At 67.2% G+C, this 16,072-nt stretch carries 17 protein-coding genes; 7 read left to right on the plus strand and 10 right to left on the minus strand.

Features of this window, described 5'->3' with window-relative positions; all coding sequences use genetic code 11:
* Window positions 1-3: 3 nt before the first annotated feature.
* Genes ACNKW1_RS00650 through ompR form a run of 5 tightly spaced genes read right to left on the minus strand, consistent with a single transcriptional unit; the run spans window position 4 to window position 3,409 of the window.
* Window positions 4-291 (minus strand): BolA family protein, encoded by a 288-nt coding sequence (locus ACNKW1_RS00650; RefSeq protein WP_418362683.1) that lies wholly within the window; start codon window positions 289-291, stop codon window positions 4-6.
* On the minus strand, window positions 288-587 hold the full coding sequence (locus tag ACNKW1_RS00655) for a YciI family protein (protein ID WP_418362684.1): 300 nt from the start codon (window positions 585-587) through the stop codon (window positions 288-290). The genes ACNKW1_RS00650 and ACNKW1_RS00655 overlap by 4 nt, the downstream gene beginning before the upstream one ends.
* Window positions 587-1,195: a septation protein A gene (locus tag ACNKW1_RS00660; protein WP_418362685.1), complete on the minus strand. Its 609-nt coding sequence runs from the start codon at window positions 1,193-1,195 to the stop codon at window positions 587-589. Before ACNKW1_RS00660 ends, ACNKW1_RS00655 begins: the two co-directional genes overlap by 1 nt.
* The gene (locus ACNKW1_RS00665; RefSeq protein ID WP_418362686.1) at window positions 1,192-2,619 is read right to left on the minus strand and encodes an ATP-binding protein; all 1,428 of its coding nucleotides are present in this window, start codon (window positions 2,617-2,619) and stop codon (window positions 1,192-1,194) included. The genes ACNKW1_RS00660 and ACNKW1_RS00665 overlap by 4 nt, the downstream gene beginning before the upstream one ends.
* 10 nt (window positions 2,620-2,629) lie before the next feature.
* Window positions 2,630-3,409: a two-component system response regulator OmpR gene (ompR, locus tag ACNKW1_RS00670; protein ID WP_418362687.1), complete on the minus strand. Its 780-nt coding sequence runs from the start codon at window positions 3,407-3,409 to the stop codon at window positions 2,630-2,632.
* Window positions 3,410-3,650: 241 nt separating this feature from the next.
* Between ompR and ACNKW1_RS00675 the strand changes: the two genes are divergently transcribed.
* The 4 genes from ACNKW1_RS00675 (at window position 3,651) to ACNKW1_RS00690 (ending at window position 6,135) form a co-directional block, all read left to right on the plus strand.
* Window positions 3,651-4,022 (plus strand): hypothetical protein, encoded by a 372-nt coding sequence (locus ACNKW1_RS00675; RefSeq protein ID WP_418362688.1) that lies wholly within the window; start codon window positions 3,651-3,653, stop codon window positions 4,020-4,022.
* A gap of 123 nt (window positions 4,023-4,145) precedes the next feature.
* Entirely contained in the window at window positions 4,146-4,838 is a 693-nt protein-coding gene (gene tsaB, locus ACNKW1_RS00680; protein ID WP_418362689.1) for a tRNA (adenosine(37)-N6)-threonylcarbamoyltransferase complex dimerization subunit type 1 TsaB, read from the plus strand.
* Window positions 4,835-5,284, plus strand: coding sequence for a ribosomal protein S18-alanine N-acetyltransferase (gene rimI / locus ACNKW1_RS00685; protein WP_418362690.1), 450 nt, complete (start codon window positions 4,835-4,837; stop codon window positions 5,282-5,284). The genes tsaB and rimI overlap by 4 nt, the downstream gene beginning before the upstream one ends.
* Window positions 5,284-6,135, plus strand: coding sequence for a uracil-DNA glycosylase (locus ACNKW1_RS00690; protein ID WP_418362691.1), 852 nt, complete (start codon window positions 5,284-5,286; stop codon window positions 6,133-6,135). The genes rimI and ACNKW1_RS00690 overlap by 1 nt, the downstream gene beginning before the upstream one ends.
* Before the next feature lie 117 nt (window positions 6,136-6,252).
* Here ACNKW1_RS00690 and lplT read toward each other — a convergent pair whose 3' ends face one another.
* Entirely contained in the window at window positions 6,253-7,503 is a 1,251-nt protein-coding gene (gene lplT / locus ACNKW1_RS00695) for a lysophospholipid transporter LplT (RefSeq protein ID WP_418362692.1), read from the minus strand.
* Window positions 7,504-7,738: 235 nt separating this feature from the next.
* On the opposite strand from lplT, the gene ACNKW1_RS00700 reads away from it, so the two are divergent.
* The 3 genes from ACNKW1_RS00700 to ACNKW1_RS00710 are packed head-to-tail and all read left to right on the plus strand — an operon-like array spanning window position 7,739 to window position 11,920.
* A complete protein-coding gene (locus ACNKW1_RS00700) occupies window positions 7,739-8,656 on the plus strand; it encodes a LysR family transcriptional regulator (RefSeq protein WP_418362693.1) in 918 nt (305 codons plus the stop codon).
* Window positions 8,657-8,660: 4 nt separating this feature from the next.
* Window positions 8,661-10,076 carry a DNA repair protein RadA gene (radA, locus tag ACNKW1_RS00705; protein WP_418362694.1) on the plus strand — a complete coding sequence of 472 codons (1,416 nt, stop codon included), beginning with the start codon at window positions 8,661-8,663 and terminating at the stop codon, window positions 10,074-10,076.
* A 50-nt stretch (window positions 10,077-10,126) separates the two neighbouring features.
* Window positions 10,127-11,920 carry a M61 family metallopeptidase gene (locus ACNKW1_RS00710; RefSeq protein ID WP_418362695.1) on the plus strand — a complete coding sequence of 598 codons (1,794 nt, stop codon included), beginning with the start codon at window positions 10,127-10,129 and terminating at the stop codon, window positions 11,918-11,920.
* Between the two features lie 28 nt (window positions 11,921-11,948).
* Here the strand turns inward: ACNKW1_RS00710 and ACNKW1_RS00715 are convergent, their stop codons facing one another.
* The 4 genes from ACNKW1_RS00715 to lexA form a co-directional block, all read right to left on the minus strand.
* A complete protein-coding gene (locus tag ACNKW1_RS00715; protein WP_418362696.1) occupies window positions 11,949-12,569 on the minus strand; it encodes a hypothetical protein in 621 nt (206 codons plus the stop codon).
* Between the two features lie 201 nt (window positions 12,570-12,770).
* Window positions 12,771-14,243, minus strand: coding sequence for a Y-family DNA polymerase (locus tag ACNKW1_RS00720; protein ID WP_418362697.1), 1,473 nt, complete (start codon window positions 14,241-14,243; stop codon window positions 12,771-12,773).
* A gap of 11 nt (window positions 14,244-14,254) precedes the next feature.
* Window positions 14,255-15,139 (minus strand): translesion DNA synthesis-associated protein ImuA, encoded by an 885-nt coding sequence (gene imuA / locus ACNKW1_RS00725; protein WP_418362698.1) that lies wholly within the window; start codon window positions 15,137-15,139, stop codon window positions 14,255-14,257.
* Between the two features lie 25 nt (window positions 15,140-15,164).
* A complete protein-coding gene (gene lexA, locus ACNKW1_RS00730) occupies window positions 15,165-15,773 on the minus strand; it encodes a transcriptional repressor LexA (RefSeq protein WP_418362699.1) in 609 nt (202 codons plus the stop codon).
* Between the last annotated feature and the right edge of the window lie 299 nt (window positions 15,774-16,072).

Raw genomic sequence — 16,072 nt, forward strand, 5'->3', positions numbered from 1 at the left:
CCTTCAGTTTGCTTGTGAGTTGGCCTCGGTGGCCGAAAGCGCGCGAATGGCGAGGGCATGGACATCCCTCTTCATCATGTCGCCAAGCGCGTCGTAGATCATACGCTGTCGGAGCACTCTGCTACAGCCTTCGAATGCTTCCGACACGATGAAAACCCGGTAATGCCCACCTCCGTCGCGCGCGCCAGCGTGCCCGGCGTGGAGGGCGCTGTCATCCAGGATCTCGAGTTGCTGCGGCGACAACCGCTCGGCCAGGATCGCGTGGATGCGCGCAGCGGTCTCCGCGCTCATGGGAGGACCTTGCGGAAGGGGTGCACGCGCGTACGTGCGAATACGCCCTCGCGTACATAGGGGTCTTCGGCGAGCCAGGCTTCGGCGCTGGCGAGCGAGTCGAACTCCGCCACGACCAGGCTGCCGGCAAATCCGGCCGGGCCTGGGTCGGGGCTGTCGATCGCCGGCATCGGGCCGGCCAGCAGCAGGCGGCCCGCGTCGCGCAGCGCTTCGAGCCTGGCGAGGTGCCCGGGGCGAACCGCCAGGCGTGTCTCCAGCGCCCCGGGCGCATCCTCTCCGATCAGAGCGTAGTACATCAGTTGGTTTCCTCTTCCATGTAGCGGGACAGATAAAAGCCTTGGCCGAGCACGAAGGCAAGCATCAGCCCCATGCCGCCGAACATCTTGAAATTGACCCAGGTTTCCTCACTGAAACTGTAGGCGACATACAGGTTCAGCAGGCCCATCGCGATGAAGAAACCAGCCCAGGCGAGATTCAGGCGTCCCCAGATTTCGTCGGGCAGCTTGATCTGCGCTTCGAGCATCTTGCGGATGAGGTTGCGCTGCAGCAGCGTGGCCGAGCCGAGCAGCACCGTGCCGAACATCCAGTACAGGGCGGTCGGCTTCCACTTGATGAAGGTCGGGTTGTGGAAGAACAGCGTCGCACCGCCGAAGACGACGATGATCGCGAGGCTGACCCAGAGCATGGTGTCGACCTTGCGGTGCTTGAGCCAAACGATCGCAATCTGCAGGAAGGTGGCGAGGATGGCCACGAAGGTTGCAATGAGGATCGGTGCCTGGGTGGGGGCGATGCCGTCGCCAAGCCAGCCGCTCGCGATGGCATGGGTGGCTTCGGGGTTTGCGCCACCGATTTTGTAGGCGGCGAAGAAGAGGATGACCGGTAGCAGGTCGAAGAGGAATTTCATGATTTCTGACGATCGCCGTTCGTGACAGGGTGCATTCTATCGTGTTCGCCGACGCTCTCCGGCAGCGGCAGGCACAGGACGGCGCGCAGGCCGCCTCCCGGGCGCGCCAGCAGGTCGAGCCGCCCGCGGTGGGCACGCATCACCCGGTCCACGATGGCCAGCCCCAAACCGGCGCCCTTGGTGTTCGAGCGCGCCTGTTCGAGCCGGGTGAAGGGTTGTCGCAGACGTTCGACCTCATGCTCCGGAATGCCAGGTCCACGGTCGGCGAGCTCGATGCATGCAAAGCCGTCGGCACGGTCGACCTTCAGATCCAGGCCGGTGTTCCCTTCCGCGTAGCGCAACGCATTGTCGATCAGATTGGCTAGGGCGCGGCGGATCGAGAGGGCCCGCGCCGGGGCGAAGACCGGCTCCGGCGCATCGAGACGGATGTTGACGCCACGCAGGCGATAGGGCTCGCTGACTTCGCGTGCGAGCTGGGCGAGGTCGGTCGGGTGCGGGCTCTCCTGAGGGTCGCCACGGCCGAAGTCGAGGAACTGCCCGATGATCCGGTCCATTTCCTCGATGTCGGTCACCATCGCGCTCACCTCGCTCTCCGGCGCGCCGGACATTTCGATGCCCAGACGCAGGCGGGCGAGGGGGGTGCGCAGATCGTGCGACACGCCGGCGAGGATCAGGGCCCGGTCTTCGTCCATGCGCGCGAGGTTCCCTGCCATCTGGTTGAAGGCGCGGGCCACGACCGCGATCTCTTCGGCGCCATTGTCCAGGAGCGGAGGGGGGCGTTCCCCTTGTCCTACAAGGCGCGCCGCACCTGCGAGCTGTCGCAACGGTGCGCTGATGTGGGCCACGATCAGGTACGCGCCGACCAGTGCAGCAAGCAAGGCGCCGCTGCCCCATCCAAGCCAGTCGAGGTTGTCTGGGCTGTCGATGCGCTCCGGAGGCAGCATGACCCAGTATTCGTCATGAGCGTCGTCCGGATCGAGCCGGAAGCTCACCCAGAAGCCGTCAAGCGACTTCCATCGGGTTGCAAATCGGGTGTGCTCGCCCAGTTGGCGGCGCACGTCCGCAGTCAGCAGCCGCATCGGGCGCGTATCGGGAAGCGGCATCAACTCGTCGCTGGCCTCGGCGGGGTAGATGCGGATTCCTTCCAGCGCGGCGAGCTCGATCAGCAGGTCCATGCGCCGTTCGAGGTCGGCGTTGATCAGCGCGGTGCGGGTGAGGTTCACCACCGATACGACCATCTGCGCCACATCGCGCGCGCGCGCGGGTTCCTGGAAATAGCGGAAGATCTGCGACCAGATACCGAGGGTGAGGATCAGCAGCAGCGCAATCAGCAGGAAGGTCTGGCCGAGCAGGGTCCGTGGCCGCGGACCGGGGCGGCGCTCGCCCGCCGTGCCCTGCGCGGCGGCAGCCTTGTGCCGGACCATTGCTGCCGGCTCAGCCTGCGGCCGAATCTTCGGCCTGGCCGGTGTCGGCGTCCTGCTCCTTCGTGCCCGCTTTCGGGTCGTCGGGCACGAAAACGTAACCGAAACCCCAGACGGTCTGGATGTAGCGCGGTTTGGCCGGGTCGTCCTCGACCAGCTTGCGCAGGCGCGAAACCTGTACGTCGATGGCGCGATCGAAGACGCCGTATTCCCGGCCGCGGGCCAGTTCCATCAGCTTGTCGCGCGACAGGGGCTGGCGCGGGTGGGTGAGCAGGACCTTCAGCAAGGAGAATTCGCCCGTCGTGAGCTGGATTGCCTCACCGTCACGCACCAGGATGCGAGTGCCCAGATTCACTGCCACGCGGCCGAAGGAGACCACCTCGTCTTCGGCAGCAGGGGCGCCCGGCAGCGTCTGTGGTTGCCTGCGCATGACGGCCTGGATGCGGGCGACGAGTTCTCGCGGGTTGAATGGCTTGGCGATGTAGTCATCCGCGCCCATCTCGAGGCCAACGATGCGGTCCACATCATCGCCCTTGGCGGTCAGCATGATGATCGGGATCTGGTTTTCCGCCGCGCGCAAGCGCCGGCAGATGGCCAGCCCGTCCTCGCCGGGCAGCATCAGGTCGAGCACGATCAGGTCGTAGTGCTCGCGGTGCAGCGCACGATCCATCATCGGCGCGTCTCCGACGGCCTTCACGGCGAATCCCTGTTCCTGGAGATAGCGCGAAAGCAGCTCGCGCAGGCGCGCGTCGTCGTCGACGACCAGGATGCGGTAGCGGTTTTTCAGGTTCATGCGTGAAATCCTAGCCTGACTCGCAGGGCCATGCCAGCACATCGCGCGGGTTGTGCTTCGTGCAGGCGGTAAGGCTTCGTAAGCCATGCACATGGCGGCAATATCACCTTACAAAAGTTCCTCTGGGAGGTGCCCGCGGGCTTCCTGCAGCCGCCGTATTCCCGTATGTTCGGGGCTGGACAGAAAACCACCCCGGTGGGGACGGACAGCCGCTTCGGCGCCGTCCGCACGGACACAGATCATGCGTCTTGCCGCCTTGCCCTCCCTGCGATCCAGCCCGCTGCCCTTTTCCGGCCGGTCGCGTCTTTGCAGCATCGCCGGGTTTGTCCTGCTCCTTGGCGTGAGCATGGGCGTTGACGCCCAGCCGGACGTGCCTGCCCGTTTCGCGCAGACGGCTGTTGATCCGTTGCCGCTGGAGCGCGTGGAGAAGCGGCCGGACTGGCGCCAGGTGCTGGATGGGCAGGCGTCCGACGGCGAGGCGGCCGAGTGGCAGAGTTCGCCGCAGCGGCGCCGCATGAGTCGCGAAGAGCGCGATCATCTGCGCAAGCATGTTCGCGATGCTGCGCGGGACGCCTACCCGGACGCCCCAGCGCGCGGTGCCAAGGGGCGCTGAGCGCGCGCTGCTGCTCGCCGGGCTGCCGTCGTAGTGAAACGGTCGGCCGGGCTGCGGCACAGGACGCCGGCGCAGGAGATTCTCCGCGCTCGTCCTGCCACGTGTCGGTAGAATACCGGCCTCATGAAAGTCCTTTCCATCGAAACTGCCACCGAGCGCGGAAGCGTCGCCGTCCTGCACGACGGGGAACTCCTGGCGCGCCGTGTCGAGGGTGCAGCCAACCACTCCGAAGCCATCCTGCGCGATGTGCGCGCACTGCTCGCCGAGGCGGGCCTGGGCGTGGGCGATCTCGACGCCGTGGCCTTCGGCGCGGGGCCAGGAGCGTTTACTGGCGTGCGGCTGGCGTGTGGGATCGCGCAGGGCATTGCGCTCGCTGCGGATGTCGGGGTGGCCGCAGTCGGCAGCTTGCAGGCGCTTGCCCTGCAGACTGGTGCGGCGCGCGCCTTCGTGGCGACGGACGCGCGCATGGGTGAGATCTACTGCGGCGCGTTCGAGGCCGACACCGAAGGCGTGCCGGTACAGATTGGCGCTCTACGTTGCGTAGCGCCGGTCGAAGTCGAGTTGCCGGCTGGGAACTGGTTCGCCGTGGGTTCCGCGTTCAAGGTATGGCCGGAGGTGCTGCAGGAGCGCTTCATGGGACGTCTGCTCGGCTGCGCACCCGAACACATGCCGCGGGCCGAGGAGGTTGCCCGCCTCGCGGCGGTGGCCGCGGCGCGTGGGGAACTCCTCGCGGCGGAACACGCTACACCCCTCTATGTACGCGACAAGGTCGCCTTCACGACGGCGGAGCGGCTCGCGCGCGGAGGGCGGGCGTGACGCCGGTGCTGCGCTTCATCGCCCTCGACGCCGGTCACCTGGACTGGGTGGTGGAGCAGGAGCAAGCCTTGCAGGCACACCCGTGGACGCGCGGCAACTTCGAGGACTCGCTCGCTGCCGGACACGAAGCCTGGGGGCTGCTGGTCGATGAAGCCCTGGCCGGATACGCGATCGTTTTGCGCGTGCTCGATGAGGCGCACTTGCTGACGATCGGCATCGCCCCTGGCTTCCAGGGGCAGGGGCTCGGCACGCAGTTTGTGGAGCGCTTGAGCGTGCATGCGCGGGACGATGGGGCGGCAAGCTTCTACCTCGAGGTGCGTCCCTCCAACACGGCGGCACTTGCGCTGTATACGCGTTCCGGGTTCGTGGAGATTGGTCGGCGCAGGGGTTATTACCCGGCGCAGGACGGTCGGGAAGATGCAATCGTGATGAGACGCGCGCTCTGATGGCTGTTCGGACCTCGAGTTGGCCGGAGGCAGCGCTGCGCGAGATGAGGCTGGGGCCGCTCTGGCGCCTGCGCGCGTGGGCGGCGGCCGGCGCCGATGCGCCGCTGGCGGCAGCGGGGCCGGAAGAGGTATCGGCAGAGGTGTCGGAAGTGGCTGCAATCTGTCCGCCCACCGCTTCGCAGGTCGTGCCCGGCAGGCCGCTTGTGCAGAAGTCCGAAGGTTTCGCGCGTTCGCCGAGCCCGTCGCTGCAGGCCCGGGATGATGGGCGCGCGAACCGGATCGCAACACTGGGGTGGGAAGCGCTTGAAGAGGACATCCGTGCCTGCCGTGCCTGCCCGTTGTGCGAGCGGCGCAGGCAGGCAGTGCCGGGGGTGGGCGATCGAAGCGCGCGCTGGATGCTGGTCGGAGAAGGGCCCGGCGCCGAAGAGGACCAGCGCGGAGAACCATTCGTGGGTCAGGCGGGCCGCTTGCTGGACAGCATGCTTGCGACGATCGGGCTGGCGCGCGGCGAGGACGTCTACATCGCGAACGCGGTGAAGTGCCGCCCGCCGCACAATCGCACGCCCGAGCGCAGCGAGATCGCTTCATGCCTGCCGTATCTGGAAAGACAGATTGCGCTCGTGCAGCCGCGCCTGCTGGTCGCGCTCGGGAGGCCGGCTGCACAGGCGCTCTTGCAGCGCGAGCTTGCGATTACTTCGGCGCGTGGCAAGCGTTTCGAGCACAACGGTGTCGCAGTCGTCGTCACCTATCACCCCGCCTATCTGCTACGCAATCCGCAGGACAAGGCGAAGGCCTGGGAAGATCTGTGCTTCGCGCGCCGCCTCATGGCCGAGCTGGGCGATCGGGTCTGAACGTTCTCAGAGCCTCGCTGCCTTGAGTGCGGGGCACGATCCGGCTGCCGGAAATCGGTGCTGCCCGGGGGCGGTGGCCGGAAGAAGTTCAGCCGGCGCGTGAGCGGAGTGGGGTGCTCAGTGCGTGCGGTCCTCGAGCAGGGCGACGTTGTCGAATTCGCGCTGATTGGCGTCGTGCCTGCGCATCACCAGCAGCATCGTTCCAGCGACGAAGGCCCCGAACATGACGATCACGGTGTTGATCGAAAGGCCCGACATGACCAGCAGCGCGTAGGTGCCGGTCATGACCAGGATCGACAGGTTCTCGTTGAAGTTCTGCACCGCGATCGAGTGGCCCGCACCCATCAGGATGTGGCCGCGGTGCTGCAGCAGTGCATTCATGGGCACGACGAAGAATCCCGCCAGTCCGCCAACCACGACCATCAGCGCCATCGCGATCCAGGCCTCGGTGACGCCGATCATGCTCATCACCACCACGCCCATAGCGATGCCGAGCGGGATCACCTGCACCGAGCGACGCAGCGAGACGTAGCGTGCTGCAAGCACCGAGCCGGTGGCCACGCCTAGCGCGACCACGCCTTGCAGCATCGATGCTTGGGAGAGGTTCAGGCCGAGGTTGTGTTCGGCCCACTTGATCACGATGAATTGCAGGGTCGCGCCTGCGCCCCAGAACAGCGTCGTCACCGCAAGCGAGATCTGGCCCAGCTTGTCGCGCCAGAGCAGGCGCAGGCAATGGTTGAAGTCGTGGATCAGGTAAAGGGGATTGCGCTTGAGCGGCTTGTGATCGACGCCGGTGTCCGGTATGTAGAAATTGAATGCCGCCGCGAGCAGGTATAGCGTGCCCACGAACAGCACTGCGGCCGCGAATGGCGTGTGGGCGAAAGGCAGGCCCAGCCCGCCGAGCAGGCCGGCCACGTCCTCACGGATCATGACGCCGCCGAGCACCGTGCCGGCGATGATGGCTGCCACGGTCAGTCCCTCGATCCAGCCGTTGGCCACGACCAGCAGCCGGTGCGGCAGGTATTCGGTGAGGATGCCGTATTTCGCCGGGGAGTAGGATGCCGCGCCCAGGCCGATGATCGCGTAGGCAAAAAGCGGATGCGTGCCGAGAAAGAGCAGCAGGCAACCGCCGATCTTGATCGTGTTGCTGATCAGCATCACCCGCCATTTCGGCATCGAGTCGGCGAATGCGCCGACGAAGGCTGCGAGGAGCACGTAGGAGAGCGTGAAGAACAGCTTGAGCAGCGGCTCGAATTCAGAGGGGGCAGCCATGTCCCGCAGCATGGCGATCGCGATGATCAGCAGGGCGTTGTCGGCCAGCGCGGAGAAGAACTGCGCCGCCATGATGATGTAGAAACCGAGCGGCATCGGTGATCGGATCACGGGACTGGAGCGCGGGTTATATCACGAACGCCGGTACAGGGTGATGACTGCGCGCAAGGCGGCGGAGCACGCTCTCGCAGGCGCTACGCGGCGTGTATGCCATGCGTGTCGGAGGCAGGGCGGATCCGTATCGTGGACGCGGCCTTACGGGGTGCTGAGAGTCCCCCGAAAGGACCGCTTTGTGCTTTAATTCGCGAAATAAGTCATTCTTATACACACCATGGCAGATCGCAGACTTCAGGTATTCCACGCGGTGGCAAAGCACGGCTCGTTCACGCGCGCAGCCGAGCATCTCCACATGACGCAGCCCGCCGTCACTTTCCAGATCAAGCAGCTCGAGGAGCACTTCGATACCCGCCTGCTGGATCGCGGCCATGGAAAGATCAACTTGACGCCTGCAGGGGAGTTGGTGCTTGCCTACGCAGAGCGCATCCTCGGCTTGTCGGCGGAGCTCGATTCCCGGGTGTCGGAGCTGACAGACGAACTGGCCGGCCAGCTCAAGATCGGCACCAGCACGACCATTGCCGCGTACTGGCTGCCGGAACTGCTCGAGGGATTCAAGCGGCGTTACCCGGGGGTCTTGCCGCGGGTGGTGGTGGGTACCTCGAAACTGACGGAGGACCGGGTCGCGGCGCGTGATCTCGACATCGGTCTCATCGAGATCGCCACCGAGCAGAACACCATCGAGCGCCGCAGTGCCGCGCGCGATGAGCTGCTGGTGATCTGCAGGCCTGACCATGCGCTGGCGAAGTTCGCTGAACTGACGGCCAAGGATCTGGTCGGGCATCCCTTCATCGACCGGGATCCGGGTAATGGCATTCGTCAGATCGCGGATGAGTTCTTCGAAGCGGCCGGGATCGCGGGCAGCGAGATCACGCTGTGCGCCGAGCTTGGCAGCCTGGCGACCGTGAAGCAGCTCGCGGCGGCTGGGCTGGGCTTCGCGATCGCCTCGCGGCGCGCGATCCTGCGCGATGTGGAAGAAGGGCGACTGGTGGCCATCCCGCTCAAGCCGCGCCTGTACACCCCGCTCGAAGTCATCCTGCCGCGTGACAAGTTCCGCTCGAGGCTGATCAACGCCTTTGCCGAATTCGTGTGCGAGGAGTTCGCGCGTATGGCCCGCGAGCGCGGCGAGGGCTGAGTCTTTGGCACGCAGCAAGACGGCTTTCGTGTGCACCGAGTGCGGTGCGCAGACCGTACGCTGGCAGGGGCAGTGTCCGCGGTGCCAGGCCTGGAACACCATGGTCGAAACCGTGCTCGAACCGGCGGCGCCGGCTGCGGGCAGCCGCTTTGCCGCCCTGGCCGGTGAAACCAGTCGGCTGCAGGTGCTCTCGACGCTCGAGCCGCGCGAAGAGCCGCGCCTGGCTACCGGCCTGGACGAGTTCGACCGCGTGCTCGGCGGCGGCCTGGTTTCCGGTGGCGTGGTGCTGATCGGGGGCGACCCAGGCATTGGTAAATCGACCCTGCTGCTGCAGGCCCTCGCCAACCTGGCGGGCATGGCTGTGGCGCCGGGCGCCGGTGCATCCCCTGCAAAGCAGGGTTCAGGCGTGGTGTATGTCAGCGGTGAGGAGTCCGGTGAGCAGGTCGCGTTGCGCGCTCAGCGCCTGCAGCTTGCGGCGACGCCGCTGCAGATGCTTGCCGAGATCAATCTCGAACGCATCCTCCACACCCTGCGCGAAGCACGCCCACGGGTGGCGGTGATCGACTCCATCCAGACCGTCTACTCCGAAGCCCTGCAGTCGGCACCGGGCTCGGTCGCCCAGGTGCGCGAATGCGCCGCCCAGCTCACCCGCTTCGCAAAGCAGAGCGGCACCAGCCTGATCCTCGTCGGCCACGTCACGAAGGACGGTACGCTCGCCGGTCCGCGGGTACTTGAGCACATCGTGGACACCGTGCTGTACTTCGAGGGCGACACGCACTCCAGCTTCCGCCTGATCCGCGCCTTCAAGAACCGCTTCGGCGCGGTCAACGAACTCGGTGTCTTCGCCATGACCGAGCGTGGCCTGCGCGGCGTCTCCAACCCCTCGGCCATCTTCCTGTCGCAGCACGCGCAGCAGGTCGCCGGCAGTTGTGTGCTGATCACCCAGGAAGGAACCCGCCCGCTGCTGGTGGAGGTGCAGGCCCTGGTCGATTCCTCGCAAAGTCCCAACCCGCGGCGCCTGTCGGTGGGCCTGGAGCAGAACCGGCTGGCCATGCTGCTCGCGGTCATGCACCGCCATGCAGGTGTGGTGTGCTTCGATCAGGACGTGTTCGTCAATGCGGTGGGGGGCGTCAAGATCACCGAGCCGGCCGCCGACCTCGCGATCCTGTTCGCGATCGTCTCTTCCCTGCGCGATCGCCCGCTCAAGCGCGGCCTTGCAGTGTTTGGCGAGGTGGGCCTTGCCGGCGAGATCCGCCCTGCGCCGCGCGGACAGGAGCGTCTCAAGGAAGCCGCCAAGCTCGGTTTCGACACCGCGATCGTGCCGCGTGCAAACGCGCCGAAGCAACCGATCGAAGGCATGGCGGTGATCCCGGTCGGGCGTGTGGAAGAGGCGCTCGAAGCCCTGCGCACCCTTGAATGAACCTGCCGGTGCAATCCGCCGGTAACCCGTACGGTCCCAAGAGCGTCCTCATGAAACCTCCCGTCGAGTACCGTATCCGTCCGTCCAGGCCCGGCGCGCACCTGTTCGAGGTGAGCTGCACGGTGTTGGATCCCGATCCGGGCGGGCAGGGCTTCAGCCTGCCGGCGTGGATTCCGGGCAGCTACATGATCCGAGAGTTTGCGCGCAACATCGTCCGCATCGAGGCGCTGGCCGATGACAAGCCCTGCGTGCTGGAAAAGGTCGACAAACACAGCTGGCGCACGTCACCCTTGCGCGGGGTGAAGAAGCTGGTGGTGCGGTGCGAGATCTACGCCTGGGATCTTTCGGTGCGTACCGCCCACCTGGATACGACGCACGGCTTCTTCAACGGCACGAGCGTCTTCCTCGCGGTGGAAGGACGCACCGATGCGCCCTGCGCCGTCACGATCGATCGCCCCGAGGGCGGGCAGTACGCGGACTGGGCCCTCATCACCACGCTGCCGCCTGCAGAGGGCGGACCCACCGGGCGCTGCGATTTCGGGCGTTTTGTTGCCCCGGACTACGATGCATTGATCGATCACCCTGTGGAGATGGGCCGTTTCGCGCGGGCGCGCTTCGAAGCCGGCGGGGTGACACACGAGATTGCGCTCACCGGGCGGCAGGATTGCGATGTCGAGCGCCTGTGCAGCGATCTGGCGCGCATCTGTGCCTGGCAGATCGAGCTGTTCGGCGCGCCCGCGCCGGTGACGTACTATGCGTTCCTGGTCATGGTGGTGGGCGAGGGCTATGGCGGGCTCGAACACCGCGCCTCCACCGCGCTGCTGTGCAGCCGGGCCGATCTGCCGTGGAAAGGCATGGTAGGCCTGTCCGATGGCTACAAGAGCTTCCTGGGTCTGTGCAGCCACGAGTATTTCCACACCTGGAACGTGAAGCGCATCAAGCCGGCAGCGTTCACCCCCTACGATCTGACGCGCGAGAATCATACCCGTCTGCTGTGGGCCTTCGAAGGCTTCACTTCCTACTATGACGACCTGGCGCTGGTGCGTAGCGGCGTGATCGGGGTGGACGACTACCTGGCCCTGCTGGGCAAGAACCTCTCCGCGGTGATGCGTGGCAGCGGCCGGCTCAAGCAGAGCGTTGCCGAGTCCTCCTTCGATGCGTGGACGAAGTATTACCGCCAGGACGAGAACGCGCCCAACGCGATCGTCAGCTACTACGCCAAGGGCGCCTTGATCGCGCTCGCGCTCGACGTGCAGCTACGTGCCGGAAGCGCGGGTCGCTGCAGTCTGGACGACGTCATGCGCCTGCTGTGGCAGCGCCATGGCTGCACGGGCGTGGGCGTGCCCGAGGACGGCATCTTTGCCGCGGTGCGCGAGGTCGGCGGCGAAGGACTGGGCACGCGGCTGGCGCGCTGGCTGCGGCAGGCGGTGGAGGGCTGCGAGGATCTGCCCCTGGCCAAGCTGCTCAAACCCATGGGTGTGGTGCTCGAGGCGACGCCTGCGGGCGTGGCGCCGGTGCTGGGCGTGAAGCTGGCGGCGGGCGCGGGCGAGCCAAGAGTGGCGAATGTATACGACGACGGTGCGGCGCAGACGGCGGGGGTATCGGCGGGCGACGTGCTGCTTGCGCTGGACGGGATTCGCATCGCCAGTGCCAAGGCACTGGACGACCTGCTGGCGCGCCGCCTCGCGGGGGAGCAGGCGAGGCTGCACGTGTTCCGGCGGGACGAGCTGATGGCGTTCACGCTCGAACTGGGCGAAGCGCCTGCGGACAAGTACGTGCTCTCACTGGCGCCCAGGGCTGGCGCGGCGGCCGTCGCGCTACGCCGGGGCTGGCTGGGCAGCTGAGCCTGGCGGATGCCGGGCGTGGGGGGGCTCAGGGCTCGGCGGCCGGGCGGGCGAACAGCTTGCCACGCCAGTAGCGCCAGGCGAGAAACCCGAACAGGCCCGCCATGATCAGCCAGAAGCCCACACCCTGCCAGTAGGCAATCGGATCGGTGGCAAGGAAGTAGTCCCGCGGCGGGCGGACGAAATGGATGCTGCCGGTGGCGAGCGCATGCGCCGCCTTGTATACCGCCGCCAGCGCTGGCGAGAACCAGACCAGCAGTGCGGCTGCGATGATCAGCCGGTCGAGCCCGGGGGAAGGACGACTGCGCGCGCTGTAGACGCTGCGCACGCCGAACCACACGGCGAGCAGCAGACCGATCACCACCGCGAGGGGACCGATCGCCATGGTGGCGCCCAGCAGGGTGGCTGCGGCGAGGAAAGGGATGCCTTCGAGTTGCACGATCTCGGGCCACAGGCGTTCGAGCTGGGAGAACAGGAGCCAGGATGCGGGCAGCGCCACGAGGCTGACAAGCAGGCTGAAGAATGCACGCCTGCGCGCCACATCGCCGGGCGGATGCGCGCTCGGCAGCGCTGTGCTGGAGAAAGCGCCGCCCGGGGACGACGGGTTGGATGCGGGGGTATCGAGGGAAGCTGAGGGGCGTTGGGACATGGCAGAGCAGCGGGGCGCTGTGGAGAGGCAGGGGCTCGGGTGGTTGGGGGATTCAGGCAGGCGCAAGCGCCTGCTTGGGGACGCAGTTTTGGACGCAGTGTACTACCTGGGCGCGGCGTACGTGGGCGCGCTTTCCGTGCGCGGGCGCTTTTGCGGAGCGGATTCTGGCCGTGGATGCCGGGGTTGAGGCCTTTTAGGGGCTCATGCGAAGTATCCATGCAGGAACCAACGCCCGCCCCGATCCAGATCGCTGAAAATCCAGCACAGCACATGCCCGGGGTCGCGCGCGCGGTAATAGTCCCTGCGCACAGGCTGGCCGTCCCACCAGCCTGTTTCGATGCGCTCTGCGCAGCCGAGCAGAGTGAACCGCTCCGCGAGGATCGGGCGCGGTACGGGCAGCAACCACAGCGGACGCTCACGCGCGTGTGCAGCGGGGGGCAGGTGCGCCGTGGCGCGGTATGCGGGAACTGGCTCCCGGGCAGAGTGGGTGCGATCCGGCGCGTGCACCTGCAGGGCTGCCTCCGGGCGGTGCTCGGGCCGGGTGCCCAGCCGGATTACGCCGGAATCGCCCAAGCGTGCGCGCAGTCGGGCGAGGAGCAGAAAGGCGTCTGCCGCCTCCTGTCCGGTGTCGCCAAACAGGTCGCCGCTGGGTGTACTGGCTTGCATGGTGCGATCTGCCCGCACACGCAGTGCGCAGACCTCGGCGGGCAGGGGCAGCGAAGCCAGGCGTTCGCGTGCGATCAGCGCAAAACGCTGGGCGTCCGCCGACGGCTGGCCGAAAAGAAGTTCGAGCACGGTGGCCGGTTCGTGCTCGTACTCCAGGCTCAGGGTGCAGGCATCGAGGGCGGCATGGCGCGCCTGCAGCCATGCGGCAAGGCTGGCGAACAGCCTCCGGGCGGCGAAATTCAGCGCTTCGGCATGGTGTGTCGGCGCGGGGAGCGTCAGCGCATGGTCGAAGCCCTGCGGGGGGGCGAACCAGGGGCGCAGGTCGGCGAGTGTGCCGCGTGCGCGTGCGAGCGCTTCGCTGACCGCTTGCGCCTGGCGGCGGGCCAGGCCTGCGGCAGGCAGTGCTTGCACCTGGGCGAGGGTCTGCATGCCGAGACCGGCGAGAAGCTCGCAGGTCGCGGCGTCGCAGCCACTGTCCGCGAGTACGCTCGCGGGGAGTTCGTCCAGGTGCCGCAGCCAGTCCTCCTGCTCATCGTCCGCATCCAGCCGGCCTGCGGCGCTGCGGGCGAACCAGTGGGCGGCGAGAGGCGTTGGCGCACAAGCGAGCCGTGCCTCGAACCCGAGCGTGCGCAGTCCCTGCTCCAGTTCGTGTGCGATCCGGTGTGTACCACCGAACAGGCGTAGTGTTGTGGACACCTCGAGCAGCACGGCATCCGGTGGTGCCAGGCTGATGCGTGGGGTGAAGCGTGCAGCCCAGAGGGCGATCTCTTCCAGCGCGGCACGCTCGCATGCCGGCGCGCGCGCGCGTAGCGAAAGCCCGGGAAGCAGGCTCAGCGCACTGGCCTGGCGCAGCCCCGGCACGATGCCGAGCGCACGCGCAGGGGCATTCGCGGCGATCAGCTGCGCACGCGGCGGCGGGGAGGCGACTGCGAGCGGCTGCGGCGAGGACATGGCGCGGGTGAAGACCTGCAAGGGCAACTCGGGCAGTACGATGGCGAGCCACAGCATGGCGCGCAGGCTCAGCGGACCAGGGCCAGGGGGGACGAAGTGGGGGCAGCCACCCCCGGCGACCCTGCGGTAGCCCGGGGCGGCCCGTTCCCAGGTGACTCGTTCGCCCATGCTTCAGGTGCGGTCCCGGTGATCGGAGCGGCGGCAGGCGGCTCCGACCCGCCGGCGACATGCAGGTTCAACAGCAACGGCTCCGCGAGAGGCGGGCCGCGCCGCTTGAGCACATGGATCTGCAGGCCCTGATCATGTGCGGCAAGCGCCAGGCGCAGTGGCGCGGGCGATGAATGCTGCGCCGTGCTGTGCGGACGGAAAAGAAAAATGGGGGTGGCGCTTTCCTCGGCTGCGAGCTGCAGGCGCCTGAGGGCGGTGTTATCTCCCTGCAGGGCCCATGCAAGCACGCATGCGCAGTTGCCCGAAGCGGCCGCTTGGCGTGCGGCCCAGAGCAGATTCTGGCGGCTGCGGGTGCGCACCAGCAGCAGGCGTGACAGGGGTACGCCTGCGTGTGCCAGTGCAGGGGCGTAAGGCAGCAGGGGCGGAGCAATCCAGATCACCCATTGGGTCTGTGTCACGCGGCGCAACAGGGGCAGGAGCAGGGAGAGCTCCCCGACGCCGGGGCGGTCGCACAGCAGTTCGATCAGTGCGCCGGCTGGCCAGCCGCCACCCGGCAGCGCCGCATCGAGCTCGGCGAAGCCGCTCGGAAGCACCCGTGTCTGCCCCTGTGCAAGCTGACTTGCTTGCCAGACACTGCCGGCTGGCAGCTTGGCGAGCGCATTGGTGAGCGCATCCGTGCCGGCGGACAGGGAAAGGGGCGAGGATGCAGAAGGGCGCACAGAGGGGGGCGCAGGCAGGGAAGCATGCTGCGGCGCGTCCCCGGCGTGGCGAAGCGGGATGGCCATGGTGGTCGCGCCATCGGAATCGACGTCAGTGATCCTTGCGGATCAGCCCGACCATGATGCCTTCGATCACCACGGGCGCCTGGCGGGTGTCGACGACGATGGGAGTGTAGTCCGGGTTTGCCGGCAGGAGTTCGACCACCGGGCCCTTGCGCTGCAAGGTTTTGACCGTGACGTCGTCGTCGACGCGGGCGACCACGATCTGGCCGTTGCGCGCCTCAGTGCTGCGGTGCACGGCGATGAGGTCGCCGTCGAGGATACCGGCATCACGCATGCTCATGCCGCGCACGCGCAGCAGGTAGTGGGCCTTGGGCGAGAAGAGGGCAGGGTCGAGTTGGAAGCGCGCTTCGACATGCTCGGCGGCGAGGATTGGACTGCCCGCGGCAACCCGGCCAACCAGCGGCAGTCCGAGCGCCTCGGCGAGGCGGATGCCGCGGGCACGGCCTTCCTCGAGCAGGATGGCGCCCTTGGCGGCGAGTGCGCGCAGATGGGTCTCGGCGGCGTTGGGCGAGCGGAAGCCGAAGGCGGTGCACACTTCGGCGCGCGTGGGCGGTCGGCCCTCGGATTCGACGGTGGCACGGATGAAGTCGAGGATTTCCTGCTGGCGCGCGGTAAGGTTTTCGCTACGGGCACTCATGTCAGCCTCCAATGGATGGCTGTAATTTTAAACAGTTGTGCGCCGAGAGCAAGCGGTAAGGCAGAAACCAGAAACCGCAGTGGGCGCAATTCCAGCCCCCCCGGGCGGTCCAGCACCATCGCGCACATGGTCTCTCGGGCAGGTTCCGGAAAGAGCGGCGCGGAGCGGCTGCCAGCATGGTGCGGTCCTCCTGGCTGTTCGAGGCAATGATGCGCTGCATCTTGAGCCTGCGCCCGATATGGGCTATTGCTTCAGTCTCGGGCGCGGCTGCAGGTGCGCACCGAAGCGAACCATACGAC

Source organism: Thauera sp. WH-2 (assembly GCF_048321015.1).
Classification (GTDB): domain Bacteria; phylum Pseudomonadota; class Gammaproteobacteria; order Burkholderiales; family Rhodocyclaceae; genus Thauera.